This is a genomic window from Scandinavium tedordense, from assembly GCF_024764965.1.
Lineage (GTDB): Bacteria > Pseudomonadota > Gammaproteobacteria > Enterobacterales > Enterobacteriaceae > Scandinavium > Scandinavium tedordense.
Genome location: NZ_JALIGG010000058.1, coordinates 687,143 through 713,516 on the forward strand (window position 1 = coordinate 687,143; position 26,374 = coordinate 713,516).

32 protein-coding genes and 1 pseudogene are annotated in these 26,374 nt (G+C 53.9%); 19 read left to right on the top strand and 14 right to left on the bottom strand.

The features are described from left to right. Nucleotides 1-73 precede the first annotated feature (73 nt). The gene (locus tag MUU46_RS22695) at nt 74-1,558 is read left to right on the top strand and encodes a carboxypeptidase M32 (protein ID WP_258966801.1); all 1,485 of its coding nucleotides are present in this window, start codon (nt 74-76) and stop codon (nt 1,556-1,558) included. Nucleotides 1,559-1,603: 45 nt separating this feature from the next. On the opposite strand, the gene MUU46_RS22700 is transcribed toward MUU46_RS22695, so the two are convergent. Further along, nucleotides 1,604-1,885 (bottom strand): hypothetical protein, encoded by a 282-nt coding sequence (locus MUU46_RS22700; protein ID WP_159756391.1) that lies wholly within the window; start codon nt 1,883-1,885, stop codon nt 1,604-1,606. Nucleotides 1,886-2,218: 333 nt separating this feature from the next. Here MUU46_RS22700 and asr point away from each other — a divergent pair, with 333 nt between their 5' ends. From asr to MUU46_RS22710, 3 genes are all read left to right on the top strand, one after another. Beyond that, nucleotides 2,219-2,707 (top strand): acid resistance repetitive basic protein Asr, encoded by a 489-nt coding sequence (asr, locus tag MUU46_RS22705; RefSeq protein ID WP_258966841.1) that lies wholly within the window; start codon nt 2,219-2,221, stop codon nt 2,705-2,707. A gap of 74 nt (nt 2,708-2,781) precedes the next feature. Next, nucleotides 2,782-2,865 (top strand): small membrane protein YdgU, encoded by an 84-nt coding sequence (gene ydgU / locus MUU46_RS23140; protein WP_509908863.1) that lies wholly within the window; start codon nt 2,782-2,784, stop codon nt 2,863-2,865. 101 nt (nt 2,866-2,966) lie between these two features. Continuing rightward, on the top strand, nt 2,967-3,791 hold the full coding sequence (locus MUU46_RS22710) for a trypsin-like serine peptidase (RefSeq protein WP_258966802.1): 825 nt from the start codon (nt 2,967-2,969) through the stop codon (nt 3,789-3,791). Here the strand turns inward: MUU46_RS22710 and MUU46_RS22715 are convergent, their stop codons facing one another. The 4 genes from MUU46_RS22715 to MUU46_RS23145 form a co-directional block, all read right to left on the bottom strand. Beyond that, nucleotides 3,792-5,954 (bottom strand): bifunctional diguanylate cyclase/phosphodiesterase, encoded by a 2,163-nt coding sequence (locus MUU46_RS22715; protein WP_258966803.1) that lies wholly within the window; start codon nt 5,952-5,954, stop codon nt 3,792-3,794. It lies immediately after the preceding gene. 105 nt (nt 5,955-6,059) lie between these two features. Beyond that, nucleotides 6,060-6,389, bottom strand: coding sequence for a multidrug/spermidine efflux SMR transporter subunit MdtI (mdtI, locus tag MUU46_RS22720; RefSeq protein WP_110508297.1), 330 nt, complete (start codon nt 6,387-6,389; stop codon nt 6,060-6,062). Continuing rightward, nucleotides 6,376-6,741 carry a multidrug/spermidine efflux SMR transporter subunit MdtJ gene (mdtJ, locus tag MUU46_RS22725; protein ID WP_374685036.1) on the bottom strand — a complete coding sequence of 122 codons (366 nt, stop codon included), beginning with the start codon at nt 6,739-6,741 and terminating at the stop codon, nt 6,376-6,378. Before mdtJ ends, mdtI begins: the two co-directional genes overlap by 14 nt. A gap of 92 nt (nt 6,742-6,833) precedes the next feature. Then, a complete protein-coding gene (locus MUU46_RS23145; protein ID WP_509908887.1) occupies nt 6,834-6,932 on the bottom strand; it encodes a protein YdgV in 99 nt (32 codons plus the stop codon). A gap of 205 nt (nt 6,933-7,137) precedes the next feature. Between MUU46_RS23145 and MUU46_RS22730 the strand changes: the two genes are divergently transcribed. Then, nucleotides 7,138-8,172, top strand: coding sequence for an AI-2E family transporter (locus MUU46_RS22730; RefSeq protein ID WP_159756376.1), 1,035 nt, complete (start codon nt 7,138-7,140; stop codon nt 8,170-8,172). 315 nt (nt 8,173-8,487) lie between these two features. Here MUU46_RS22730 and MUU46_RS22735 read toward each other — a convergent pair whose 3' ends face one another. Both MUU46_RS22735 and MUU46_RS22740 read right to left on the bottom strand, forming a co-directional pair. Beyond that, the gene (locus tag MUU46_RS22735; protein ID WP_159756373.1) at nt 8,488-8,733 is read right to left on the bottom strand and encodes a YmjA family protein; all 246 of its coding nucleotides are present in this window, start codon (nt 8,731-8,733) and stop codon (nt 8,488-8,490) included. 37 nt (nt 8,734-8,770) lie between these two features. After that, nucleotides 8,771-9,310: a DUF2058 domain-containing protein gene (locus MUU46_RS22740; RefSeq protein WP_159756370.1), complete on the bottom strand. Its 540-nt coding sequence runs from the start codon at nt 9,308-9,310 to the stop codon at nt 8,771-8,773. 159 nt (nt 9,311-9,469) lie between these two features. On the opposite strand from MUU46_RS22740, the gene MUU46_RS22745 reads away from it, so the two are divergent. The 3 genes from MUU46_RS22745 (at nt 9,470) to yajD (ending at nt 11,476) form a co-directional block, all read left to right on the top strand. Further along, on the top strand, nt 9,470-10,168 hold the full coding sequence (locus MUU46_RS22745) for an RluA family pseudouridine synthase (RefSeq protein ID WP_258966805.1): 699 nt from the start codon (nt 9,470-9,472) through the stop codon (nt 10,166-10,168). A gap of 50 nt (nt 10,169-10,218) precedes the next feature. After that, nucleotides 10,219-11,028, top strand: a complete 810-nt coding sequence (locus tag MUU46_RS22750; RefSeq protein ID WP_258966806.1) for an alpha/beta fold hydrolase — start codon at nt 10,219-10,221, stop codon at nt 11,026-11,028. Between the two features lie 100 nt (nt 11,029-11,128). Then, nucleotides 11,129-11,476, top strand: coding sequence for an HNH nuclease YajD (gene yajD / locus MUU46_RS22755; RefSeq protein WP_159768129.1), 348 nt, complete (start codon nt 11,129-11,131; stop codon nt 11,474-11,476). Between the two features lie 51 nt (nt 11,477-11,527). On the opposite strand, the gene yjjJ is transcribed toward yajD, so the two are convergent. Then, nucleotides 11,528-12,832 carry a type II toxin-antitoxin system HipA family toxin YjjJ gene (yjjJ, locus tag MUU46_RS22760; protein ID WP_258966807.1) on the bottom strand — a complete coding sequence of 435 codons (1,305 nt, stop codon included), beginning with the start codon at nt 12,830-12,832 and terminating at the stop codon, nt 11,528-11,530. Between the two features lie 303 nt (nt 12,833-13,135). Between yjjJ and mdcA the strand changes: the two genes are divergently transcribed. The 8 genes from mdcA to mdcH all read left to right on the top strand — a co-directional run bounded on the left by mdcA (nt 13,136) and on the right by mdcH (nt 20,246). Beyond that, complete coding sequence (gene mdcA, locus MUU46_RS22765) at nt 13,136-14,791, top strand: malonate decarboxylase subunit alpha (RefSeq protein ID WP_258966808.1); 1,656 nt, start codon at nt 13,136-13,138, stop codon at nt 14,789-14,791. Beyond that, on the top strand, nt 14,791-15,651 hold the full coding sequence (locus tag MUU46_RS22770) for a triphosphoribosyl-dephospho-CoA synthase (protein WP_258966809.1): 861 nt from the start codon (nt 14,791-14,793) through the stop codon (nt 15,649-15,651). Before mdcA ends, MUU46_RS22770 begins: the two co-directional genes overlap by 1 nt. Before the next feature lie 10 nt (nt 15,652-15,661). Then, nucleotides 15,662-15,961, top strand: a complete 300-nt coding sequence (gene mdcC / locus MUU46_RS22775) for a malonate decarboxylase acyl carrier protein (protein WP_159756350.1) — start codon at nt 15,662-15,664, stop codon at nt 15,959-15,961. Continuing rightward, a complete protein-coding gene (locus MUU46_RS22780) occupies nt 15,954-16,787 on the top strand; it encodes a biotin-independent malonate decarboxylase subunit beta (RefSeq protein ID WP_258966810.1) in 834 nt (277 codons plus the stop codon). The genes mdcC and MUU46_RS22780 overlap by 8 nt, the downstream gene beginning before the upstream one ends. Beyond that, the gene (gene mdcE, locus MUU46_RS22785) at nt 16,787-17,587 is read left to right on the top strand and encodes a biotin-independent malonate decarboxylase subunit gamma (protein ID WP_258966842.1); all 801 of its coding nucleotides are present in this window, start codon (nt 16,787-16,789) and stop codon (nt 17,585-17,587) included. Before MUU46_RS22780 ends, mdcE begins: the two co-directional genes overlap by 1 nt. A 178-nt stretch (nt 17,588-17,765) precedes the next feature. Continuing rightward, on the top strand, nt 17,766-18,725 hold the full coding sequence (locus MUU46_RS22790; protein ID WP_159756344.1) for an AEC family transporter: 960 nt from the start codon (nt 17,766-17,768) through the stop codon (nt 18,723-18,725). A gap of 1 nt (nt 18,726) precedes the next feature. Next, the gene (locus tag MUU46_RS22795; RefSeq protein ID WP_258966811.1) at nt 18,727-19,344 is read left to right on the top strand and encodes a malonate decarboxylase holo-ACP synthase; all 618 of its coding nucleotides are present in this window, start codon (nt 18,727-18,729) and stop codon (nt 19,342-19,344) included. Further along, nucleotides 19,344-20,246 carry a malonate decarboxylase subunit epsilon gene (gene mdcH, locus MUU46_RS22800; protein ID WP_258966812.1) on the top strand — a complete coding sequence of 301 codons (903 nt, stop codon included), beginning with the start codon at nt 19,344-19,346 and terminating at the stop codon, nt 20,244-20,246. The genes MUU46_RS22795 and mdcH overlap by 1 nt, the downstream gene beginning before the upstream one ends. On the opposite strand, the gene MUU46_RS22805 is transcribed toward mdcH, so the two are convergent. The 5 genes from MUU46_RS22805 to ycgZ form a co-directional block, all read right to left on the bottom strand. Continuing rightward, nucleotides 20,236-21,162 (bottom strand): LysR family transcriptional regulator, encoded by a 927-nt coding sequence (locus tag MUU46_RS22805; RefSeq protein ID WP_258966813.1) that lies wholly within the window; start codon nt 21,160-21,162, stop codon nt 20,236-20,238. The genes mdcH and MUU46_RS22805 overlap by 11 nt on opposite strands. 95 nt (nt 21,163-21,257) lie before the next feature. Then, a complete protein-coding gene (locus tag MUU46_RS22810) occupies nt 21,258-21,827 on the bottom strand; it encodes a helix-turn-helix transcriptional regulator (protein WP_258966814.1) in 570 nt (189 codons plus the stop codon). 109 nt (nt 21,828-21,936) lie between these two features. Then, entirely contained in the window at nt 21,937-22,215 is a 279-nt protein-coding gene (locus MUU46_RS22815) for a biofilm development regulator YmgB/AriR family protein (RefSeq protein ID WP_258966815.1), read from the bottom strand. A 28-nt stretch (nt 22,216-22,243) separates the two neighbouring features. Then, on the bottom strand, nt 22,244-22,552 hold the full coding sequence (locus MUU46_RS22820) for a hypothetical protein (protein ID WP_258966816.1): 309 nt from the start codon (nt 22,550-22,552) through the stop codon (nt 22,244-22,246). A gap of 68 nt (nt 22,553-22,620) precedes the next feature. Continuing rightward, nucleotides 22,621-22,860 carry a regulatory protein YcgZ gene (ycgZ, locus tag MUU46_RS22825; protein WP_258966817.1) on the bottom strand — a complete coding sequence of 80 codons (240 nt, stop codon included), beginning with the start codon at nt 22,858-22,860 and terminating at the stop codon, nt 22,621-22,623. Between the two features lie 338 nt (nt 22,861-23,198). On the opposite strand from ycgZ, the gene MUU46_RS22830 reads away from it, so the two are divergent. Continuing rightward, nucleotides 23,199-24,419: a diguanylate phosphodiesterase gene (locus MUU46_RS22830; protein ID WP_258966818.1), complete on the top strand. Its 1,221-nt coding sequence runs from the start codon at nt 23,199-23,201 to the stop codon at nt 24,417-24,419. Nucleotides 24,420-24,632: 213 nt separating this feature from the next. Further along, entirely contained in the window at nt 24,633-25,364 is a 732-nt protein-coding gene (locus tag MUU46_RS22835; protein WP_258966819.1) for a MerR family transcriptional regulator, read from the top strand. Nucleotides 25,365-25,379: 15 nt separating this feature from the next. On the opposite strand, the gene MUU46_RS22840 is transcribed toward MUU46_RS22835, so the two are convergent. Next, on the bottom strand, nt 25,380-26,228 hold the full coding sequence (locus MUU46_RS22840) for a DMT family transporter (protein ID WP_258966820.1): 849 nt from the start codon (nt 26,226-26,228) through the stop codon (nt 25,380-25,382). A gap of 30 nt (nt 26,229-26,258) precedes the next feature. Between MUU46_RS22840 and MUU46_RS23150 the strand changes: the two are divergent. Further along, nucleotides 26,259-26,374 (top strand): annotated as a pseudogene (locus MUU46_RS23150) (hypothetical protein); the annotation flags it as partial.

Consider the following 26,374-nt stretch of genomic DNA (forward strand, 5'->3'; position numbering starts at 1 on the left):
TTCCGCCTCATACTTTCGTCGTATTTTTGACCTCACGCGTATTTCGACGTCACTCAATGGGAATTAAGGCAAAATGGCAAACAATAACTACCAGCAGCTCACCCGCACTTTCCAGCGTTTATCGCGTTTTTCGCACCTTTCCTCTATAGCCGGCTGGGATATGGCCGCCATGATGCCCCCGGGCGGAAGCCAGGCTCGCGGCGAAGCGCTGGCTGAATTAGGCGTGTTGCAGCATCAGATCCTGACCGATAAAAATGTGGCGAACGGCCTCGAAGCCGCACAGCAGGAAAACCTCGGGGATGATGAACGCGCGAACCTGAACGAAATGGCGCGCGCCTACCATCAGGCCGCGCTGTTACCCGAAAGCCTGGTCGAAGCGAAATCGCTGGCGGGTAATCGTTGCGAGCATGCCTGGCGTACTCAGCGTAAAAACAACGACTGGCAAGGCTTCGCCCCGAATCTGAAAGAAGTGGTGCGACTGAGTCGTGAAGAAGCCAAAATCCGCGCTGAAGTCAGCGGCGGTTCGCGCTACGACGCCCTGCTCGACCTCTACGAACCGGGCATGACCAGTAGCCGCCTCGATGTGCTGTTCTCTGACCTGAAAAGCTGGCTCCCCGATTTGCTACAAACCGTGGTCGACAAGCAGGCCAGCCGCAAACTCATCAATCCACAAGGCCCGTTCCCGACCGAATCACAGCGCCAGCTCGGGCTGGAAACCATGACGCTGCTCGATTTTGATTTTAACGGCGGCCGCCTTGATGTCAGTACCCATCCTTTCTGCGGCGGCGTACCGGAAGATGTGCGCATCACCACGCGCTACGACGAAAACGATCTGCTCAGCGCCCTTTTTGGCGTTATTCACGAAACCGGGCATGCGCGTTATGAACAAAATCTGCCGCGCCAGTGGGCCGGACAGCCGATTGCTCACGCACGCTCAATGGGCGTGCATGAATCACAGAGCCTGTTCTTTGAGATGCAGCTCGGACGCAGTGCCGCGTTTCTTAAGCATCTGCTGCCGAAAATTCAGCAGCATTTCGGCAGCCAGCCTGCGTTCAGTCTGGATAATTTTATTGCCTGGAGTCAGACCGTAGAACGCGGATTCATTCGCGTGGACGCCGATGAAGTCAGCTATCCTGCGCATGTGATCCTGCGTTATGAAATCGAACGGGCGCTGATTGATGGCCAGATTGAAGTCGATGACATTCCGGTGCTGTGGGATGAAAAAATGCAGCAATATCTGGGACTATCAACCGAAGGTAACTACCGCAACGGCTGTATGCAGGATATTCACTGGACCGACGGCGGCTTCGGCTACTTCCCGTCATACACGCTGGGCGCCATGTACGCCGCGCAGCTGTTTCAGGCCGCCCGCAACGCGCTACCGGACCTCGACCAGAACCTGAACGACGGCAATTTCAGCCCACTGTTCAGTTGGTTACAGCAGAACGTCTGGCAGCACGGCAGCCGCTTCAGTACGTCGGAGCTGATCACCAACGCCACCGGCGAAGACCTGAATAGCCGCTTTTTCCGCGAGCATTTAACCGCACGTTATTTGTAAGTTGATGGGCGAGAGTGTGACGTAGCCCGCCACACTCTTTTCTTGTCAGTGAGGCAGCATTCCGGCCAGCCTGCTCAGCTTGCGGTAAACCACACGCTCATATTTGCGGTGCATTGCAATCCTCAGCTGATCAAGCTCATTTTTTTCTGCGACAAGAAACTCATCCCATTCTTGCTGCAATAATTTAAGCTCGGCCTCGCGCTGCTCCCGCCCTTTACGCGAGCGCCGCATTTCCCGCTTCAGCCTTCCGCTATCGTAATGCAACCACAGTATCGCAAGCACAAGAAGTAGAACACCGCCCCACAGGACAGAAGAATTCCCAATCACAACTCACTCCAAAAAAATAATTAGCCTGCTATGTTACGGGTACCAAAAGGTTAATGGTGAACTTTTAATGCGGTATTTTTTGCGGCCCTAAGAGGTTTCCTGCGGCGTTAAATGCCCGGAAATTTAAAGAATTGCGGGTAGTTCTATAGCAAAGGGGTATGCCTCTCCATATCTTTCTGATTTTTAAAGAGTAATGAAGTGACCACCGGAAGTGTACATATGGTTACACGCCGATACCAATCACTCACGGAAACCTCGAAAAGACAAGCATATAGTCTATTCAACGGCCCCGCAGTGGGGTTGAACATAGAAACCAAATTCGAGGATTTCAGAATGAAAAAAGTATTAGCTCTGGTTGTTGCCGCTGCTATGGGTCTGTCTTCTGCTGCTTTCGCTGCTGACACCGCTGCTACCGCTCCGGCTGCTGCAACTCACGCTGCTCCGGCTAAAACCACTCATCATAAGAAACACAAGAAAGCCACTGTAAAACCAGCTGCAGAGCAAAAAGCCCAGGCGGCTAAAAAGCATCACAAAAAAGCAGCAACCAAACCTGCTGTAGCGCAGAAAGCGCAAGCGGCTAAAAAGCACCACAAAAAAGCAGCAACCAAACCTGCCGTAGCGCAGAAAGCCCAGGCGGCTAAAAAGCACCACAAAAAAGCAGCAACCAAACCTGCTGTAGCGCAGAAAGCGCAGGCGGCTAAAAAGCACCACAAAAAAGCAGCAACCAAACCTGCTGTAGCGCAGAAAGCGCAGGCGGCTAAAAAACACGTGAAACACACCAAGCACCAGGCTGCTAAACCAGCTGTACAGCCAGCTGCGTAATTTCGCAACCGGTCGTACTGTCTTGTAAACTAAATCGGCGCTGTTTCAGCGCCGTTTTTTTCTGGAGAGCAATGATGCTGCGCCGCTATCGATTCGAGCTCATCCTCTTATTGCTGATTGTTTGTGCCCTTGTTGCCACCCGGTTCTTTTTGTACTGAGTGTAGCACGCTGATTTTACTCCCACTTTTCATTCATCCCGTCTATAGTAATCTCATTGGGTTACCTTTTTATAATCATAATCGCCCCTTCAGAGAGTGTTATGCACAGATCCATAGTGGTTTTACTGGGAGCCGTTTGCCTTTTTTCTCCCCTGACCCACGCTGACGATGACAGCGACGATACCGGCATCAGTACCTCCGATCTTAAGACGCTGTTCTTTGGTCATGACGACCGCGTCAAGGTCACCAATCCTACGCAATCCCCGTGGGATGCTATCGGCCAGCTGGAAACTGCCAGCGGCAATCTTTGCACCGCTACATTAATTTCTCCGCATCTGGCGCTGACCGCAGGACACTGCCTGTTGACGCCGCCACATGGCAAGCTCGATAAGCCCGTCGCTCTGCGCTTTGTGTCGCAAAAAGGTCTGTGGCGTTATGAAATTCACGGGATTGAAGGCCGCGTTGAGCTGTCGCTCGGCAAACGCCTGAAGCCGGACGGTGACGGCTGGATTGTTCCGTCGTCTGCTGCGCCCTGGGATTTTGGCCTGATTGTGCTGCGCTATCCGCCTTCCGGTATCACACCGTTACCGCTGTTCGCCGGTGATAAAGATGCATTGACCGCGGCGCTCAAATCCGCCAACCGCCAGGTGACGCAATCGGGTTATCCGCTCGATCATCTCGATTCTCTGTACACGCACAATAACTGTCTGGTGACCGGCTGGGCACAAAGCACCGTGCTGTCGCATCAGTGCGATACCTTGCCTGGTGATAGCGGTTCACCGCTGATGCTGAAAATCGATGACGGCTGGCAGCTGATTGGCGTTCAAAGCTCAGCTCCGGCGGCGAAAGACCGCTGGCGTGCAGATAACCGCGCGATTTCAGTGACTGGTTTTCGGGACAAACTTGAAGCACTTGCCAGCCAGTAATTAACACTGTCGCTGCTGACGCAACGCCAGCAGCGACGTTATCGGCATCGGTTCACTGAACAAAAAACCCTGCAACTGTTCGCACCCTGCCAACCGCAGCAACTTCATTTGTTTTTCGTTTTCCACCCCTTCCGCAATCACTGACATTCCAAGCGCGCTGGCAATGCGAATTGTCCCGCCGACTAACGCCGCAGCCTGATCGTCGTTATCCACCAGCCCGGCCAGCGATTTGTCGATTTTGATGGTGTCGAAATTAAAACGCCGCAGATAGCCAATACTGGAATAACCGGTTCCAAAATCATCCAGCGCCACGGCGATGCCGAGGAGTTTCAGGTTAGAAATGGCTACCCGTGCGCGTTCCGGATTTTCCAGCACATAGGTTTCGGTGACTTCAAGCTGTAAGCGATACGGCGGAAAATGGCAGGACTCCAGCACCCGCGCGACTTTATTTTCAAATTCCGGGTCGCGGAACTGCGCCGGGGAAATGTTCACCGAGAGTTTTAAATCATCCAGGCCCTGCATATCTGAACAGGCACGGCGCAGCACGAACTGGCCGAGAGAGTAAATCAACCCGCTGGTTTCGGCGATAGCAATAAACGCGTCGGGTTTCAGCTCACCCTTTGGCCGCCGTGGCCAGCGTACAAGCGCTTCCACGCCGGTCATTACCAACGTTCGCGCGTCGACAATCGGTTGATACCAAACATCGAACTCACCGTTATCCAGCCCGTCACGAATGTCATTTTCAATGCTCAGTTGATATTCCCGGGCGCTGTTCAGCTCAGCGTCGTAATGTGTGATGCGCCCTTTACCGGTAATTTTCGAGTGATACATAGCGATATCCGCCCGACGGAACAGCTCAGAGCTTGGGCTGTTCTCCAGTGAGCCGCTGGCGATGCCGATGCTGGCGCTAATGTGGATCGTGCGTTCACCGAGACGAATCGGGTTGTGGAGGTAATCCAGCACGCTTCCCGCGAAAGCTGCCGCTTTTTGGCCTGACGCCACACCGCTGACGGTCATCGCAAACTCATCGCCGCCAAGCCGCGCCAGCATCCCGCCCACCGGCACCTGCGCCTGCAAGGTATGCGCAATATGCACAATCAGCGTGTCGCCCACGTCGTGTCCGTAGATGTCGTTCACGTCTTTGAAGCCATCAAGATCGATAAATACCACCGTTTTGAGCGCTTCATCGGCGCGCGGGCTGACGAGTTCCAGGTGCTCAATCAGTGCCCGGCGATTTGGCAGATGACTCAGCCAGTCGGTGAGCGCGATTTCACGCGCCTGTTTCTCGCCACGCGCCAGTTTGTAGAGGCCGAGACTGCTCAACAGAATAAACAGCAGGATAAGCCCCACTGCCAGGGCGACGATTTGGCGGATCTCTGGCGAGGCCGCCATCGCCGCTTCCGCACCCGGCAGACGCGGCTGCCAGTTCAGATAGCCGACGACTTTATTCCCGGAGCTTTTCAGCGGCACGCTGTAGTCGCTGCTTTTGGCTTTGGTCATATTCAGGTTGGCAATCTGAAAGGTATTCCCGAGATCTTTTAAAATGCGGGCATTCAGGTGACGTGTAATGACCAGATAACGGCGGGTGGCATCATATATCTGCAGGCGGCTGGTCATCGGGCGAATAAGGCCAATGCCGACAAACGCAACGCCTTCGCGGGTTTCGGTTATACCGGCATAGATATTTTTTCCGCTCGCCAGTTCCGCCGCATGGTTCTTAATCAGCGCGGTTAAGCCCTCGCCGAAGAAATCCAGGTTACGTTCGTTGAATGGCTGGCTGTGAAACGATCCCCACAGCACGTTGTAATGTTCATTGAGCACGAATGTGCCGTCGTAGAGATTATTGATTTTAAACCCGGCGCCCCAGGTATCGTAAAGCCAGCGGGTATCCAGCGCAGGCGGATACACCTTATGCACCGCGTCGTCCCAAATGGCATTATCCACCACAAGCGAAAGCACGCGATTGACCGATGTCTGAATCGCACCGTCCACCGAAAGTGCCGAACGATGCGCGTCAATGGCGTTAGTTTTGCTGCTAATCAGGTGCTGGGAAAGATACAGCAAAGAGACAATCGAAATAATCAAACCAATACCCGCCAGAAACAGCATCACAAAAAGTGTTCTGGCGGTGGCAATATTACGCCACCGAGATGGATTAAACATAAGCAACCCTCCTGCAAGTGCCCAGCACTCGGGAAAATGCACCCTGTTTAATTAGCGTAATACAGCCAGCATTTTTCGCTGCCCACAAACGCGGGCAGCATCACATCATGCAAGTTTAATCATCACCATTCCGGCGATTAACAAAATTAAACCGATCCATCCTTTGTAATTCAGGCGCTGTCCAAACAGGATCCAACCCGCAGCCAGTGTGGCAACCACGCCAAACCCACCCCAGATTGCGTATGCTACCGAAAGATCAATCCCTTTAACTGCCTGCGACAATGCGCTAAATGCGGCCAGTACCGCTACCAGCGATAATATACCGTATATTTTTCGGCGGAAACCGTCTGAGAATTTAAGGAATATATTGGCGATGATTTCCAACACAATCGCCCCTGCCAGCCACGCGCCATGTACCCACTCAAACTGCGGCATGGTTCACCTCCGCAGATTTATTTTTGACTTTGCGGGTACCAGATTTAATCAGCACAATGCCCATCACCAGCGTGGCCAGCCCTGCGCCTTTCATTAGCGTCAGGCTTTCATCAAAGAGCACCACGCTAAACAGCGTTATCAATAAAATACCGACGCCTTCCCACAGGGCGTAAGCCACGCCGAGCGCGATTTTTTTAACCGCGAAGGAAAGGAATATATAAGAAAGGGCAATCATACCGAGCATTAAAATATAACCGGCATGACCATCGCTGACGCTTGCCCATTTCATCGACAAGGTACCTGTAATTTCAGCGACAATCGCCAGACCTAATAATATCCAGTAAAACATGATTCTTCTCCTGCCTGAGAATATAACCCGTTGCAGTTTGCGAGGAGACGCAAACCGTAAAAATGATTAAGTTTTAACTCAAAGGAAGGAAAAGACTATAGCGCAGAGCGCCAGTGCTGCTCGGCAGAAAGCAAGGAAAGCGAGGGGGTAACGACAGATTGCAAGGGAGTACAGGTTCTGAACGACATGTCCATAAAATTACAATTATCCGCGGAGTTGCTTCTCGTCTTTGCGGATGAAAATTGTCCTCAGTAGTTAAACACTGCATAATTCTGGCATAGTGCAAAAATAAACTCAAAGTCTTTTCAATTCTTTACCCGCCGCATTCTGTATTAATAAGTTTATTCTTATCTCCCGCCGCTTTATGATGTTCTTCATCACGTTTACCAAGGTAATGTTATGGCAAAGTCGGGTATTACACTTAATGGATTAAAGATAGTCATCATGCTCGGAATGCTGGTGATTATCCTCGCCGGTATTCGCTTCGCCGCTGATATTGTGGTGCCTTTTATTCTGTCACTGTTTATCGCCGTGGTGCTCAACCCAGTGGTGCAGCTGCTGGTCCGCTGGCGCGTTCCGCGTGGGCTGGCGGTTACCCTGCTTATCACCTTCATTATTATGGTGGCGGTTCTGCTGCTGTCCTATCTGGGCACGTCACTCAACGAACTCGCCCGCACGCTGCCGCAGTATCGTTCGTCGCTGGTTATACCGATGGAAAACCTGCAACCGTGGCTAAAACGCTTTGGCATTGATGTGTCCGTTAATGCGTTGGGGAAATACATCGACCCGAATGCGGCGATGACGCTGGTCACTGCCCTGCTGACGCAACTTACTAACGCCATGTCCTCCATTTTCCTGTTGCTGCTGACGGTCGTATTTATGCTGTTTGAAGTGCCACAACTCCCGGCCAAAATGCAGCAGATGATGGTGCGACCGGTAGAAGGCATGGCGGCAATTCAGAAAGCTATCGACAGCGTGAGCCATTATCTGGTGTTGAAAACCGCCATTAGCCTGGTGACCGGGCTGGTTGCCTGGGCCATGCTCGCCGCTCTCGACGTGCGCTTTGCGTTTATCTGGGGAATGCTAGCCTTTGCACTGAACTATATTCCCAACATCGGTTCGGTGCTGGCTGCCGTACCGCCGATATTACAGGTGCTGGTTTTAGGCAACGTCTACGATGCACTGGTGGTGCTGGCGGGGTATCTGGCTATCAACCTGGTGTTTGGCAACATTCTTGAGCCACGGATTATGGGCCGTGGGCTGGGCCTTTCCACGCTGGTAGTACTCCTGTCGTTGATATTCTGGGGCTGGCTGCTCGGCCCGGTGGGTATGCTGTTATCGGTACCACTGACGATCATCGTTAAAATCGGGTTGGAGAACACCGAAGGTGGGCAAAGCATTGCAGTACTGCTGAGTGATTTGAGTAAAAAGTAACGGGTAAAAACAGGCTGCTTAATGTGAACGGTTCCGGGCTCACATAATCAGCCTGTCTATGCAGCCGGAGAGGACCACCAGGCGCACTAACAAGACGAGGAGCCCCCAAAAAACACATAGTCTTAACATATTATTACGCCCAGCTTCGATTATCTCTGTACCCGAAACAGAGTAGCGCCCTGCGGCTATATGGCGCATAAACGGAGTGGCTATTAGGCGTGTAATATTTGCAGTTGGTGGATATGTGACATCGCCCCCCATTGGTGGCTTTTAGTCACATATCACCGCTCATTCTGGGCTAATTTCCGACAGGAATTACTCATTGCCCCATGTATTCAGGAACGTCGCAATATCATCAATACGCTTCGCGTTGATCCCAGCTTCCTGAGCCATATCCTGCTGAGCTTCTTCGCTGATTTCTTCGTTATTCATCAAACGGCTGACCAGCAGCTGAAAATAGTGCGCCAGAGAATCACGTTCAGCGTCGCTCACCGGCTCTGCGCATTCAGTCGAATACTCGTCCACGATGTCATAAAATTTCAATGGGATTTCAGTGTTCATTAATCGTCCTCGGGAGTTAAAGTCGGGTAGCGGTGCGTTACCACATCAAATCGTCAGGCACTTTGAAATCAGCATACGGATCGTCTTCATTCTGCTCTTCCTGACTCAACGCACTGTTCAGAACGATACTGTCCTCATCACGCTGGGCAATTTTATCGGCCACGATCGCGGGGATAATGGCGTAGGTGCTGTCACCGTTTTTATCGACAGCCAGCCGCGCAATCGCCAGACGACCGCTGATCAACTGTGACTGCGTCAGCTTATCCACTACGACTTTCTTGATTAAATTGTTATCGGTGAAGTTAAAATCAATATTGCCTCTGGCAATCGTAATTTTATTCATTTCAATCAGCTGCTTCACCTGCGCTTTATATTCTTTCGAAAGCATCGCTTGTTTTTGCTGTTCGCTGAGCTCTTTATCACGCTCAAGCTGCGCTTTTTTATTCTCTTCTACAGCCTCTCTTGCCTCACGAGCCTGAACGCGTGATTTTTTAGCCGTGCGCTGGACCTTGGCCATTTTTTTGCTGGACACTAATCCTGCTTTTAACATCTGCTCTTGTAAGGTGAGTTTTGTCATCTTCGTATCTGAACCGGTTGAATAATTTAGGTGATTATACCCGTATTTTTACGGGCGATACCAGACGGCAGGCGCTGGGCCTGACCCAGCAACAGCCAAATTCGTCAGTCGACTGAAAATTCGCTATCATCCGCTTCCACTCTTCCTCCTGGCCGCCCGATGTCTTCGATAATTGATACTTTTATTGCTCCGCCGTGTCATGAGCAGATAGAAATTCTCTGGCAGGATGCGCACCTGGTGCTTATCAATAAACCCACGGGACTGCTCAGCTTGTCGGGGAAAAATCCGCAGAACCTCGATTCGGTGCATCATCGTCTGGTCCAGCTTTTTCCCGGTTGCACCCTGGTCCACCGCCTGGATTTCGGCACGTCCGGTCTGATGGTGGTGGCGCGAAATAAAGCGATCAATGCCGCGCTTTGCCATCAGTTCAGCCAGCGAGCCGTGACCAAAGTGTATAGCACCCTGCTGTGCGGTCATCTTCCCGACGACACAGGGATAATAGACGCGGCGATAGCCAAAGACCCGGCGCTGTTCCCACTAATGTCGATTTGCGCCATTACCGGCAAACCCGCCCGTTCACGCTATCAGGTTATCGCGCGCTTTCATTATGCACAGGCAGACGGGACCTCAGTGCCGGTAACGCGCGTCCAGCTAACACCAGAAACCGGGCGTACCCATCAACTGCGCATTCACAGCCAGCTGCTCGGCCACCCTATTCTTGGCTGTGACCTGTACGGTGGGCTTCTGCCGCCAGGCTGCGAGCAGACGCCACGCCTGATGCTGCACGCCAGCGAACTGCATTTTGTGCATCCTGTTAGCGGAGAACCGATCCAGGCCCATAACCCCAGCCCGTTCTGAAAAAGAAAATCGCTATAATTTAACGACAGAATGTTGTTGGAGTCATTGCTATGACAATTGAAGATCTCGAACTCAGCCTGTTTGATGCGTCCGGCGCGCCGCCGCTGCCGCCAGACGCCATCGAAGGCTTGCTGGAGCATGACGGGGCGCGAATCTGGTACGCCACCTGCGGCGACGGCCCAGCGGTTATTCTGCTGCACGGCGGTCTGGGCCATGCCGGGAATTGGGGTTATCAGACTCCAGCGCTGATTGACGCAGGTTTCTCGGCGGTGCTGATTGACAGCCGTGGACATGGCCGTAGCACGCGCGATAACCGACCTTATTCTTACCACCTGATGGCGTCGGACGTGCTGGCGGTGATGGACGCATTGAATCTAAAAACGGCTTATTTTGCAGGATGGAGCGACGGCGCCTGCACCGCGCTGGTTCTGGCTTCTTTGCACCCTGAGCGCTCGGATGGCGTGTTTTTCTTTGCCTGTAATATGGACCCTTCAGGGGCTAAAGAAATGCAGCCTGACTCGATAATTGATCGTTGTTTTTCCCGCCACCGCCAGGACTACGCCGCACTGTCGGCCACACCTGAAGACTTCGAGAATTTCGTGGCCGCGGTCAGTGAAATGATGCGCACCCAGCCGAACTATTCCACAGATGATTTACGCGCCATCCGCGTGCCGGTCGAGATAGTACTGGGCGAGGACGATGAATTTATTAAACGCGAACACGCAGTTTATCTGATGCACAGCATTCCCGGCGCGACGCTAACTATTCTGCCCGGCGTCAGCCATTTCGCGCCCTTGCAGCGGCCCGCGCTGTTCAATCAAGCCCTGCTCCGTTTCCTCGACAGGCTCAGAGCGGGATGAATTCTCCTTAAAAATAAACATCCATTCCCTTTTCATTTCGCCTTCGGGTACATTGGCGTACTGACGTAAAATTTTCGATTTTTAACAGGTAACAACGGCCATGGCTCTTATCCCAAAAAACTACTCGCGACTGGAAAGCGGCTACCGCGAGAAAGCGCTAAAAATCTATCCATGGGTATGCGGACGCTGCTCGCGGGAGTTTGTGTATTCAAACCTGCGCGAATTAACGGTTCACCATATCGATCATGACCACACCAATAACCCGCCAGACGGCAGTAACTGGGAGTTGTTGTGTTTGTATTGTCATGACCATGAGCACTCAAAATACACCGAAGCGGACCAATACGGTACCCGCGTGGTAGCAGGCGAAGACGCGCAAAACGATGTTGATGCGGCGACGTACAATCCTTTTGCTGATTTGAAATCGATGCTCAGCAAAAAGAAATAGTGTCCTTTGCAGCGAGCGCCTGGGAAACGTAAATCGGCAACGCCGTTTCGCTTATCCCAGGCGCTCGATACGCGATCTTGCCTCGCAAAGGTGACGGTGTAACGCCTCAAGACATGGACCAAAACTGACCGAGAAACGCGCGCAGCGGCTTGATATAGCTAAGAAGTCCTCAGCCAATCCGAGCGCTTCCCGCCAGACATCCCCGCTAATGACTTCAGGTAGTGACGCCGGTCGAAGCTCGTTCACGATAGTCCCCCCCGCTCTGGGCGCGAACCCCATAGGCAGAATGTCGTAAGCTGGTGCAAGTTGATACGGGCGACCGTGGCTGCTGATGAACGACAAGTTCCCGTGGTGCATGTCGGTATTACCAATTAGCATCCCAAATGCCCAAAGACGGGCAGTGTCAACGGCGGCCTCAGGATGGACATGCCTTTCCGCTACCAGGTTATTAACCAGTACAGGCCATGGGGCTCTTGCATTACCGACAAATTCAGCATCCAGCGCCCGCAGTGAGAAGATGCCGATCCGACCCAGTTGATCAACGCGATCGAATCGTGGGATCTCAAGAAAGCGCTGGCCCCCAAAATCAAATATCTCCGTTTTCACACCAAGCACACTCAGCGCCAAATGTTCGGCCAACAGAAGGTCGCGCCAGCGTTCGCTAACCGGATTATCGTCTGGGGCCGAGAATTTCACTAAGACGTGACCGCGGTCCGTATAAGTGCAAAATTTCGGCTGCTCGCCTCCTGCTGATGAACCCGGTGCCTCACCGGCATCAGCCGCTAATGCCAGCGCGGGATACATCGTGACGCGCTCAACGGCAGTGGGTTCCGGCATCTCAAGGAAACGGTTTCGTGCCTGCTCCCCTATCAGCAGGTTGCCGACAGAATCATGACCATGGGCAAGCAACGCTCTGAGTACATCCGAATCTTCCCATAGCTCTGGATTTGCCGGTAGCCCAAGCTCGGCCGCATACGTTGAGGCGTAGGCTCGCCCGAGATAGCCTTGTGGTCGCATGTCAAACAGCCACCACGGCAGCCCATCGCTATGAAGACTTAGACCGTCGGTCTGCACCATGACAAATCCGTCAGGACGGACCGGAATGAGCTCGCCAAGAGACGTGACGCGTCCGTCTTCTGTAATACGGTAAATCGGCGCAGACCTGAATCCGCGAAAGGCATCGCGTAAAGCGTATTGAATAGATGGGCCTGCGCCAATGCGAACGATATCGCCGCCAATCTCTCGCAATGCACGGGACATCGTTGGTTGACTAACGCTCATTTTTTCAATGAGTTGACTGACTTTCATCGGCCCCTGGCTGAGCAACTGGCGTATCGTATCAGAGCGAGCAGACATCGTTTTGAATCGCTTTTTGAATAGATAAATGAATATATATCATATCAATCAATTCACAACCCGTCACTCATGGAAAAGTCAGTTCCCACGATAGAACTGATTTGTCTCCGGTCCGAAATTTCCCACTCCGTAGTCTACACTCAACCTTCCTGCTTCGATCGCCATCACATAATTACACAGGAAATTATTACTCTTAGGCTAACAATCCGAGCTCCAGCTTAATTGATGCCCTACTCCTAAGGGAGCAGACTTACTGCAGCATAAATCCCGGCAAAAATGATTTGCTGAATCAGGAGGTTAATAATGAATGCTGGCCAAACTCCGGCCCGGAACTGGAGCACGCGTCGTAGCGAAAAAGCACGTCGTGTCGCGTCCCTCCCGGTGCAGGGCAAGGTAATTCCCACCGATGGTCTGGTGGATGCGCTGGAAAAACTGATTGCCCCCGGCGACCGTGTGGTGCTGGAAGGTAACAACCAGAAGCAAGCCGATTTCCTCTCTCGTATGCTCGCCGAAGTCAACCCGGCGAAAATCCACGATCTGCATATGATTATGCCGAGCGTCGGACGTAGCGAACACCTTGATATCTTCGAAAAAGGCATCGCCCGCAAACTCGATTTCTCTTTCTCCGGTCCTCAGAGCCTGCGCATTTCGCAGCTGCTGCAGGATGGTCAACTCGAAATCGGCGCAATCCATACGTACATCGAGCTCTACTCGCGCCTTTACGTCGACCTGTGCCCGAATGTCGCGCTGATCGCCGGTTTTAAAGCTGACCGTAAAGGTAACCTTTATACCGGACCGAGCACCGAAGATACGCCAGCGCTGGTTGAAGCCGCGGCCTTCCGTGACGGCATTGTTATTGCCCAGGTTAACGAACTGGTCGACGACGAATGTGACCTGCCGCGCGTCGACATTCCTGGCTCGTGGATTGACTACGTCGTCGTAGCCGATAAGCCGTTCTTTATCGAACCGCTGTTCACCCGCGACCCGCGCCACATCAAGCAGGAACACATCCTGATGGGCATGATGGCGATTAAAGGCATCTATGCGGAACACCAGGTTCAGTCCCTGAACCACGGGATCGGTTTCAACACTGCCGCTATCGAACTGCTGCTGCCCACCTACGGCGAGCAACTCGGTCTGAAGGGCAAAATTTGTAAGCACTGGACCCTTAACCCGCATCCGACGCTGATCCCGGCGATTGAAAGCGGTTGGGTAGAAAGCGTGCACTGCTTCGGCGGCGAGCTGGGGATGGAAGAGTACATCCGTGCCCGTCCGGACGTGTTCTTTACCGGTGCCGACGGCTCAATGCGTTCTAACCGTGCGTTCTGCCAGCTGGCAGGCCAGTACGCGGTAGATATGTTCATCGGTTCTACGCTGCAGATTGATGGCCTCGCCAACTCCTCCACCGTGACCCGTGGTCGTTTGTCAGGTTTCGGCGGTGCGCCAAACATGGGCCATGACCCACACGGTCGCCGTCATGCGACGCCAGCGTGGCTGAACATGATGACCGACAAAGACCCAATGCAGCGCGGTAAAAAGCTGGTTGTGCAGATGGTCGAAACCTTCCAGGCCGGTGCGAAACCAACCTTCGTGGAAAAACTCGACGCAGTTGACGTGGCGCAATCCTCCGGGATGCCTCTGGCCCCGGTCATGATCTACGGCGACGACGTGACCCACGTGCTGACCGAAGAAGGTATCGCCTACCTCTATCGTGCTGAAAGCATGGAAGAGCGCCGCGCGATGGTTGCGGCAGTTGCCGGGATCACCGACATCGGTCTGGGCGTTGACGCCAAGCGCGTTGCCGACCTGCGTAAGACCGGCAAGGTGGTGTACCCGGAAGACATGGGCATCCGTCGTTCAGATGCAACCCGTTCCCTGCTCGCTGCTGGCAGCGTAGCGGATCTGGTGGAATGGTCTGACGGTCTTTACAACCCACCTGCGAAATTCCGGAGCTGGTAATGAAACAGCTGTCACAGACTCATGCAGAGGTTCAGGCCGAGCGACTGGCGACACTCGCCCGCGACTGCCTGATCGACGAAGCACGTTTAAGCCCGAAGCCGGGTCTGGTGGACAGCCGGGGTAACGGTGCCCATCACGATTTGTCTTTAGCGTTGATGGAGCGCTCTGCGCACAGCCTGACCCCTACGTTTCTGCAACTGGCCCAGCAAAGCTGGCAGCGCCCCGCCGACATCGCCCTGCGCGAAACCGTCGGCCGTCTGGGACGCGAAGGCGAACAGCAGATGATGAAAGCCACCGAAGGCGTTAATACCCATCGGGGGGCTATCTGGGCGCTTGGCCTGTTAGTCAGCGCCACCGCGATGCAGGGCGAAAACGCCAGTGCGCAGCAGATTACGGATACCGCAGCCGGGCTTGCCCGCCTGCCGGACAGTGCCGCGCCGAAAGTCTTCAGCAAAGGGTTGAAGGCCACGCACCGTTATCAGGTGCCCGGCGCACGTGAAGAAGCGCAACAGGCGTTCCCCCACGTAATGACGCTGGCATTACCGCAGCTTTTACGCAGCCGCGCGAACGGCGCCAGCGAAAGCGAAGCCCGTCTCGATGCGCTGATGGCGGTCATGACTTCACTTAGCGACACCTGCGTGCTGTCTCGTGCCGGCATGACCGGCCTGAACGCTATGCAAAACGGTGCCCGTGCGGTGCTCACCGCCGGGGGCTGCGCTCAACAGGCTGGCCGCGAGGCTCTCGCCCGTCTTGATGCGCAAATGCTGGCGCTCAACGCCTCACCCGGTGGTGCCGCCGATTTGCTCGCCGCCACGCTGTTTCTCGACAGGGTCAGCCAGCCCGCGTCTTGCTCAATTTAAAGAGGATGTTATGGAACACATTACATTGTCATTCCCTGCCAGCCGCACTTTCAGCGGCAAAGCTCTCGCAGGGGTCGTTGGTTCCGGTGATATGGAAGTGCTGTTTACCGCTGCCGCCGGGGAAACCCTCAGCATTGATATCACCACTTCAGTGGACAACAGCACCAGCCGCTGGAATGCGTTGTTCGACCGTCTGAACCTGATTAACGGTCTGCCTGCGGGCAAACTGGTGATCCATGATTTCGGTGCGACGCCCGGTGTGGCACGTATTCGTATCGAACAGGTTTTTGAAGAGGTGAGCCATGCGTAACGATCGCAGCTTTATTGAATTACGGGCCCGTGAACGCGCCCATGCGCTGCTGGACGACGGCAGCTACCGCGAACTGCTCGACCCGTTCGAAGGCATTATGTCGCCATGGCTCCCACAACAGGGCGTGGTGCCACAGTCTGATGACGGCATGGTCGTCGCACGCGGCACCATCAACGGCCAGTCCGCGGTAGTGATTGCCATCGAAGGGACCTTCCAGGGCGGCAGCATGGGCGAAGTGTCCGGCGCCAAAATGGCCGCTGCGCTGGAACTGGCAGCAGAAGATAACCGTAACAATATCCCGACTCAGGCCGTGCTGTGCCTCGAAACCGGTGGCGTTCGGTTGCAGGAAGCCAATCTCGGCCTGGCGGCTATCGCCGATATCCACGCCGCGATCGTTGACCTTCGTCGCTATACCCCGGTGGTCGGCATTATAGCTGGCACCGTTGGCTGCTTCGGCGGAATGTCCATCGCCGCCGCGCTGTGCAGCTACCTGATTGTGACCCGTGAAGCGCGTCTCGGTCTGAACGGCCCGCAGGTTATCGAGCAGGAAGCCGGAATTGAAGAGTACGACTCCCGCGACCGTCCATTTATCTGGAGCATGACCGGCGGCGAAATTCGCGCTGAAAGTGGTCTGGTTGATGCCCTGGTCGGTGACGGCATCAACGCGGTGAAAACTGCGATGAACGACGCCATCGCCAAAGGTGTTCCGACCCAAAACCGCAGCGATAAATATGCCGAGTATCTGGCTCGTCTGACCCAGTTTGATACGCGTCAGCAGGCCGATACCGACCAGATTAAACAGCTTTTTGCCCAGGAGGTGAAATGATGACTCAGTCCAATAGCCGGGGTGCAGTCTGGCTGGAAAAACTGGCACCTAATGCCCCACGTATGAGCGGCCTGTGCCCTTCTGTTCAGGTGGCTGACGGTGAACTCAACGGTGAAAACGTGCGTTTTATTGCCGTGGTCCCGGATGCGAATAACCATTATCCACGCGCCGTAAAAGGTGAAGTGGGTCTGCTTGAAGGCTGGACGCTGGCAAAAGTGGTCAACGAAACCATTGATGCCGATGCCAACCACGACGTGAAGCGCCCGATTATTGCGGTAATCGACGTGCCGAGCCAGGCTTATGGCCGCCGCGAAGAAGCCTTCGGTATTCACCAGGCGCTGGCCGGTGCCGCTGGCGCTTATGCAAAAGCGCGTCTGGCTGGCCATCCGGTTATCGGCCTTATCGTCGGTAAAGCGATGTCCGGTGCTTTCCTGGCGCACGGTTATCAGGCTAACCGTCTGATTGCTTTCAACGACCAGGGCGTTCTGGTTCATGCGATGGGTAAAGACTCCGCCGCACGTATCACCCTGCGCACCGTTGAAGCGCTGGAAAAACTGGCGGCGACCATTCCGCCAATGGCCTACGACGTGAGCAACTATGCGACGTTGGGTCTGCTGTCTGATCTGCTGAATATCAGCAACCCGGATGCGCCAACCGATGCCGACCTGGCGCAGGTGTTAATCATCCTGCAACAGTCTGTTCGCGACGCACGTCAGGATCCCAGTTTGAAAAACCGCCTCGGCGCGGAAAATCGCCGTAGCTCGGCTCTGGTTCGCGAACGGATGCGCGCCAGCTGGTAACGAGCAGTTGTAGTAAGAAGTCCGTAAAAAAAGACCTGCCGAAAGCGGTCGCCGTCGGGCGCAACATAGCGCCCACGGTACAGCCGCTTTTAGAAAATTATAAACATCGCAAATGACCAATACGCTCCATCGTTCTTGGACGGTGACGTGTATTTCTTTTTTTATCTACAGGTGACTTATGACTTACGTAATTGTTCATGCCCTTGCTCCGATTTTCCTTATCATGCTGCTGGGCTTCTGGGCTGGCAAAGCTAAAATGGTCGACAACAAAAATGTGTCGCTGCTGAATATCTTTGTTATGGATTTCGCCCTGCCTGCGGCGCTGTTTAGCGCAACCGTGCAGACGCCGTGGTCTGGTATTGCCGCTCAATCTCCGCTGATTGTGGTCCTGACGGGTGCAATGTGGGTAACCTACGCGGCTATCTACTTCCTCGCGACCAAGGTCTTCAAGAAGTCTCCGCAGGATGCTGCAGTCCTCACGCTGACCGTTGCACTGCCTAACTATGCGGCACTGGGCTTGCCAATTCTGGGCAGCGTTCTGGGTGAAGGTTCTGCAACGTCCCTGTCCGTCGCAGTGTCTATCGCCTGTGGTTCCGTGCTGATGACCCCGTTCTGCCTGCTTATCCTTGAGCGTGAAAAAGCACTGGCAGCGGGCGAAAATAGCGGTTCTACCCTGGCAATGCTGCCAGTGTTGATGTGGCGTTCACTGAAAAAACCTATCGTCATGGGCCCGCTGCTGGGTGTGATCCTGTCCGCGATTGGCATCAAAATGCCGGATCTGGTTCTGTCGGCGATTAAACCACTGGGCCTGTCTGCAACAGCCGCAGCCCTGTTCCTGACCGGTGTTATCCTGTCTGCTCGTAAACTCAAACTGAATGCGGTCGTGGGTATTGCCACCATCACCAAGCTGCTGATTCAGCCGTTCATCGCCTGGGGTATCGTTCTGGCGTTCGGTCTGCATGGCTCCGTGGCTATCACCGCTATCCTGATGATTGCGCTGTCCGCCGGTTTCTTTGGCGTGGTGTTCGGTAACCGCTTTGGCGTTCAGTCTCCAGATGCAGAAGCCGTGCTGCTGTTGAGCTCCGTTCTGTGTATCCTGTCGTTACCGCTGTTCATTACGTTAACTTCAGGCATGTAATATGACTTTCACATCGCGCCCTCACGATTTGCTGTGGCTGAGCAATGCTGACGCTTTACTGAACATTCAGGAAGCATGGGTAGCAAGCCAATGGCACACCGGTCTTCCGGTGGTTGTACGGCGCGATGTGAATGACAACGCTGATATACCGGTGGGCGTACGCGGCATGAAGCGCGAACAACGCGCCGCCGGATGGGTGAACGCAGAGGCTATTTTCCGCGTCGTCACGCCCGAAATGCTCGCCGATCGCGAACGTCTGCTGCATTCCCCGTTTGTCTCTCAGCCGCCTGTTCAGGCGGCTATTTTACTGACCACCTTTGCGTGGCCGTGGCTCTGGGGTATTACCGGCAGCACCGGTTATGCGCTCGCCACCGAAATTCCCGTCCTGCACGCAGAGAGCGATCTCGACGTGATCATCCGCGCCCCGCAGCCACTGACTCACGATGAGTTATGCCAGTGGCAGGCGCAGGTGAAAAAACTGCCGTGCCGGGCTGACACTCAGGTTGAAACGCCTTTCGGCGCGTTCGCGTTAAATGAATGGCTACGCGAAGGACGCGTATTGCTCAAAACCGCCTCAGGCCCGCAGCTGACCGCGACGCCGTGGCACAGGGAGCCATAATGAAAATCCTCTTTACCTTCCCCGGCCAGGGCACTCAGCGCCCCGGTATGCTGCAAAACTTGCCCGACGGCGACGCAATTCTGGCTGAAGTGCGTGCCGTACTCGGCGATGAAACCGACTCTCTGGACAGCGCCGATGCGTTGCAGCACACCCGTGCGGTGCAGCTGTGTTTACTGATAGTCGGCGTGGCGTGGGCGCGTGAATTAATGCGCCATGACGTCAAACCCGATATCGTCAGCGGCCTGTCGATTGGAGCCTACCCCGCAGCGGTGATGGCCGGTGCGCTGGCCTTTGATGATGCGCTGCGCCTGGTCGCGCTGCGTGGTGATTTGATGGAGCAGGCATATCCGCACGGCTACGGCCTGACGGCGATTGTCGGCCTGACGCTGTCCCACGTCGAAAAGCTGATGGCGGGTACGCAGACGTACATCGCCAATCTGAATGCCGAAACGCAGATTGTCATTGCCGGAAGTGATGAAGAGATGGCGATTGTGGCGCATAACGCACTGGACGCCGGGGCCAGTAAGGCGACTCGCCTTGCGGTCAGCGTGCCGTCGCACTGCGCGCTGCTGGATGAACCCGCTGAAAAGCTGGCTCATGCCTTTACATCAGTGACATTGTCACGTCCGCAGCGTGCTTATCTGAGTGGCACCACGGGCCGGGTATTGTGGGAGCCACAGAAAATCGCCGACGATTTAGCGTATAACATGGCGCGAACCGTGCAGTGGCAGGACGCGATGGTTTCCGCCAATCAGCGTGACGCGCGACTCGCCATTGAAATGCCGCCGGGCAGCGTATTGACCGGACTGACGCACCTTTCTGGCTGGCAAGGCGAAGCGATTTGTCTGGAACGCAACAGCGTTGAGGTTGCGCAGCACCTACTGAAACGGCTTAACCGCTGATGCTACGAGCGTACATGCGCCCTTCTGCCGCCAGCGCCAGCAGGTCCTGATCGCGCTCGCGATGATGTGAATAGACAATCGAAATCAGCTGGCGCATCTGATACGGTTCCGCCAGCTTCAGCAATTGCACATCGTTCTCGTACACTTTCTTCATACGCCCTGGAACCAGGGCAAATCCGACTCCCGCCTGTACCAAACTGATCATCGAGAAAATATCATTCACTCGGGTCACAATCTCCGGTTCAAAACTGGCAATGCTGAAAGCTTCCTGAAAACCGGCGTAGGTAGCAAACCCTTCCGCCAGCGAGACGAATTTCCGGTCGGCATAATCACGCAGATCGGCATCCTGGGAGGCGTCCAGCACAACGCTGGCGGGTGCGGCGAGAAAGATATCGTCGTGAAATAGCGGAATAACATCGAATTTAGACCCGGTGAATTCGCCTTCGTTAGTAGAAATCAGAATAGCGTCGAGGGCGTCATCTTCGAGCATATCCAGCAGCATCTGGTTCGAGCCCATGGTCAAATCCAGCTCCAGTGACGGACGGCGCAGCTTCATGCCCATGATAATTTTCGGCACCGTTTCCAGCGTCAGCGAATATAGGGTGCCGATACGCAAACGTCCGCGACCGACGCCCGCCACTTTTCGCGTCTGCTCCAGCCCTTTGCTCATCAGGCTTATCACGTCCTGGCAGTATTCCAGCAACGTCCATGCCGCTGGCAGCGGCACCAGATTACGGCCTTTATGGACAAACAACGGACAGCCAACGCCCTCTTCAAGGGTGTGCAGCGCGCGGTGTACGCTGACGCTGCTTAGCTCCAGCGCTTCCGCAGTGCGGGCGATGTTGCCTTTATTCATAAACATCATAAAGACGCTGAGCTTGCGGAAGGTAATGTCCTGATTGATGTCGTCTTTCATGGCTGTCCGGTTTCGTGTTTCAGAGTTGAATGATTATACCCGTAATTATTCATACCCCGTTGAAACCGTATCACACCGGCACTAACTGGCCCGTTTCAGTGGATCACATTCCGGCGGTTTGATACAGGATAACGCTGGTTTTCCTGCAGCCAGCGGCTGAAGACATCGCTGCGCAGGGTGCGTAGAAAATCAATCAGCCCGGTACAGCCCATCTTCTTAATCAGGTTCTGACGGATTTGATAAATCGTTTTGATATGCACATTCATGTGCATGCCCACTTCCGTCATTTTTTTCCCTTCCTTCATTAAGTCGATCAGCTTTTTCTCCCTGGCGGTCAATAACATTCGATGAGAGGGCATCGTTGCCTGTCCCTTTTGCCAGGTAATGGCGGTGATAAAATTACGTATATCATCGAGCGTAGCTCTGGCCGATAGACGGTGTAGCGGCACGCTGTCGAGAAAGTTAAAATCATGCCCGTTGGTCAGAAGAATTAAGCGGTTCTTTTCCAGATCGTAATTATGGCTGAGCACATCCGCATAATATTGCTCAGTCAAAAACACGTAACGAATACCGATATCATCAAAGCGGATATTCTCCAGCGCCGTTTGCAAACCGAGTTGCAAATAATGGTCAGACAGCCAGAGATCGACCTGTTCAAGCTGCACGCAGTTTAGGCCACTCATTGTTAAGTTCCCATCGTCACAGGGTTAGAACGCTCAGGACCGCAATTGCTCACGGCCCGAATCACTGTCTCCGGCAGTACCGGCAGACCTGTCAGATATCGTCGGTGGTATGGCTGACCACCCTTTCAAGGGTTTTACGGATAACATCCGCTTGCTCGACATCGCGGGTGACTTCCAGCGAGCGCAGCAACGCCAGAATAATGTTCTTATTATTAATATGTTCACCGGCCGACAAAACATGGCGAATTGCCGTGCCCAATACAGCAGACTCCGCGGCAAACATATCACCCGCCTGACGGAAATAATCCGTCAAAGAGGTGTCTTGTATATCGGTATCAATATCAGGATGTTGAATCGTGGCTGTGTGCATTCTTTTACCCTCGGGCATCGTTGTGTTGTCAGTGGATTTTATTTTTTCTTGGCGGCTGCTTATTACCCAGTAGCGTATTCGCATTTTCCTTATGCGTTCCCGTGGTCAGGTTTTCCGGACGCTCAGTTCTCAGCGTCGTCGCTTCAACTTCAGCGATAATAATCGGCAACGTTTCTTGCCGCCGTGGGTCGCTTTCTACGGCCAGCATGTTGCGTAGCTCTGCCAGCAGTGCGAGCGTGCTTATCGGTCCTTTGCGCTTTAGCAGCGATAATACGGCCTCGCCAATAAGCTGATCGGTTATTTGGTCTGTTTGTTGTTTATTTTCACTTCTCGTCATAACTGCAATCTCTGTTCGCCGACTTACCCAGAACCTGGAACGCGACATGATCATTGCGCGCGACCGGCTTATCTGTCGAACAGCAGACCGATTAGCGCATTGTAATGACCCTCCTCTTCAGCACAGGATGCTTGCTCAAGACGGCCCAGCAGCTTTGTGCAGAGAGATTTACGATTCAGGTTCCGTCCATCGTTCAGAATTTCCACTACGATTTGCCCTAAGGTTTCCTGCTGGGTCGGCAGAATTGCCTTGTTGAAGTACTGGGCAATGGCGCTCGCTGTATCCGGTATGTAACCATTCTGCTGCATATGTCACTCCTGTACGAATCAGTAAAAGGGTTAATGTCGTGTTATTCAACGTTAGAAAAATTGTACACAAAAAACTGTACAGTCGCATTGCCGATACTTTAACAAAAAGTGCTAATCGTTTTAATTCATTACGTTATGTCTTTTATATTGAGTATTACCTGATGGCTTCATGTACAGGAAAAACTTGAAGTTGTACAACGAAGAAAGAGATATGAAACAGAGCCGTGTGACGACCTGATTTTCCGTGAATCGCTTGTTAATTTAAAGTGTTACAAGACGAGACGAAACGGCTTACTTCTGTTAGGGTTAATAGCAATCCCCCTACTGTCTGAAAAATTATGCTTACGACAATCATCTATCGCAGCCATCTGTGCGACGACGTGCCGATCAAATTCCTCGAAGCGATGGTCGCCGGAGCCAATACAAAAAACCGCCAGGCGGATGTCACCGGTATTTTGCTGTTTAACGGCACCCATTTCTTCCAGCTGCTTGAAGGCCCGGACCACAACGTAAAAGCCATCTACAACGCTATCTGCGATGATCCTCGACACTATAATGTCGTTGAGCTGCTGTGTGACTATGCCCCGTCGCGCCGCTTTGGCAAGGTCGGGATGGAGCTGTTTGATTTGCGGGAGCATGACCGCGACGCGGTGTTGCAAAACATCCTCGATAAAGGCACCTCAAAATATCAGCTCATTTACAATGACCGCGCGCTGCAGTTTTTCCGCACTTTTGTCGAAGCGACGGAAAAAGAGAATTACTTTGAGATCCCGCCCGCTGGCACCTGGGAATTTATCCCGTCTGGTGATGAACGATTAGTTGACCCACAGGTTATTGGCCCGGACGCCGATTGTGGTTTTGCGTTTCAGCCGATTATTGACCCGCTTACGCAGGAAATTGTCTCGCTGGAAGCTCTTCTGCGTACTCCGTCAGGCGGTTCTCCGCAGGCGTATTTTGACAACTTTAGCGTCGATGACATTTATCAGGCCGACCTTCAGAGCAAGAAAGTCGCGTTCGCGCTGGCCGGGGCATTGACCCTGAACGACCAGACGCTCTCGGTGAACCTGCTGCCTATGACGCTGGTGAAAATCCCTGATGCGGTCGCTATTCTGCTGCACGCGATTGAGGACAACGGCCTGGTACCGGAACAGGTGATTGTGGAGTTCACTGAAAACGAAGTAATTTCCCAGTTTGATGCGTTTACCCAAGCGGTCAGAAAACTGAAAGCCGCGGGGATCATCGTCGCTATCGATCATTTCGGTGCCGGGTCCGCCGGATTGTTGCTTTTGGCGCAGTTTCAGCCAGACCGAATTAAAATCAATTGCGACCTGATCCGCGATGTGCATAAAAGTGGCCCGCGCCAGGCCATCATTCAGGCCATCATTAAATGTTGTACATCGCTCGAAATTCTGGTCTCCGCCGTAGGCGTGGAGAAAGCAGAAGAATGGATGTGGCTTGAGTCTGCGGGCATAACCCAGTTCCAGGGCCATTTGTTCGCTGAACCTCTGTTCTGTGGCATCCCACAGGTTGCCTGGCCGGAGAAGAAAACCCCGTTCTGACCCGCCATGCCTGACCTTTCGCCTGCCGCCCTCGTGCGGCAAGCCCTTCCCATGAGACCTATTCCACCGATTATGTTACGTTTGTTTAACAAACGTTCGTCATATTTTTACCGCACCTGTTCGAGTCTGCTGTACAATAAATTATAAATTGTACAAACGCCTTTGATTGGTTACGTTAAAAAAAGACGTCTCTGATTGAACATGGGGGATACTATGGCGTTTTATAGCATCGGCGATGTTGCCGAGCGATGCGGTATCAATCCCGTGACCCTGCGTGCCTGGCAGCGCCGCTACGGTTTATTGAAACCTCAACGCAGCGAAGGTGGGCACCGTCAGTTTGACGAAGAAGATATCCAGCGAATCGAAGAGATTAAGCGTTGGATCAAGAGCGGCGTGCCCGTTGGCAAAGTCAAAGCGCGGCTCGAAGAACGCAAATTTACCACCGATAGCGACTGGACCAGCCGTCAGGAAGAGATGATGGCGGTGCTGCGTTTCGCCCACCCCGCCAGGCTGCGCGTTAAAATCGTCGCGCTGAGCCGCGAGCATTCCGCCAGTGACCTGATTGACCATGTTTTCGTGCCTGTCCGTCAGCGCCTGAGTCTCGATCACAATACCGCGCGTATCATGTGCAGCCTGCTCGACGGGGTACTGATTGAATTCGTTGCGTCTGCCCTGTCTGAAGCACGTAAAAAAGCCGGCAACGAAGCCCTGCTGATTGGCTGGGACACCGACGACAGAACACGCCTGTGGCTGGAAGCCTGGCGTCTTTCTCAGCAAGGTTTACACATTGCCGTGCTGGCTGAACCGCTGGATGTCCCGCGCCCGGAGCTGTTCCCCGGCCAGCAGCTTTTCGTCTGGACAGGCATTTCCCCAACACGCCGTCAGCAGGAACTCATCCAGCACTGGCATGAGCAGGGTTATACCCTCACCTTCCACCAGCCCTGAATGGGTCCGTATGTTTTACAGCGAGGCCACTTTTTGCCGCGCCTGTTTATCGGCATAAATCGTCATCGTAATCCCCGCAATCACCGTCACAGTTGACACCACCAACTGAAGCGTCAGGTGCTCGCCGAGAAACGCCACGCCGCCAAGCGCCGAAATGCACGGCACACTCAGCTGAACGGTGCTGGCCGTCGAAGAGGTCAATGTCGACACGATGGCGTACCACAGCGCATAGGCCGCGCCAGACGTAATCCCTCCTGATATCAGCGCCAGCAGCACGCCGTGCGTGTCCGTGTGCGCCGCCGGATTGAAGGTCAGCGACAGTAACAGCGCCACGGGAACGGCCAATATAAAGCTGCCCGCCGTCGCCGCCGTGGCGTTGTGAACGCTTTTCCCTGCGATGCTGTAGGCCGCCCACCCCACCCCGGCCAGCATCATGGTTGCCGCCGGAACGTACGGTGGACTATTTGCCCCCGGCAGCAGCAGCCAGCAAATCCCAACCGCCGCCAGCGCGATCCCGGCACTTTTCAGCCAGGTTAATTTCTCACCCCGATAAATCCCCCAGCCCGTCATCACCAGCTGCACCGTACCAAACAACAGCAGCGCCCCTTCGGCGGTGCCGAGATGAACATAGGCGATCGAAAAGGCAATGGCGTAAACCGCGAGGAAAAGTGCGTTTTTCACTTTCCACTCAATCCGGTGATTCAGGAATGGCTTCTGCAGCAGGATAAACAGTGCGATTGCACCACTCAGCAGGCGCAGGCTGCTAAAAGACAGGGGATCAATATGCACATCTTTGAGCGCAATCCGGCACAGGATCGAGTTCGCGGCGAATGCGAACATGGCTAGCGTGATTTTACCCGTCATGAATATTCTCTTGTTTAGCGGCTTTGTTGAATAAATCGAACTTTTGCTGAGTTAAAGGATCAGATCACGCATCATCCGGCAACACGGGTCGTCCCATGGCAAAACAGAAGTTTAAAGTCACTAACTGGCGCAATTACAACAAAGCC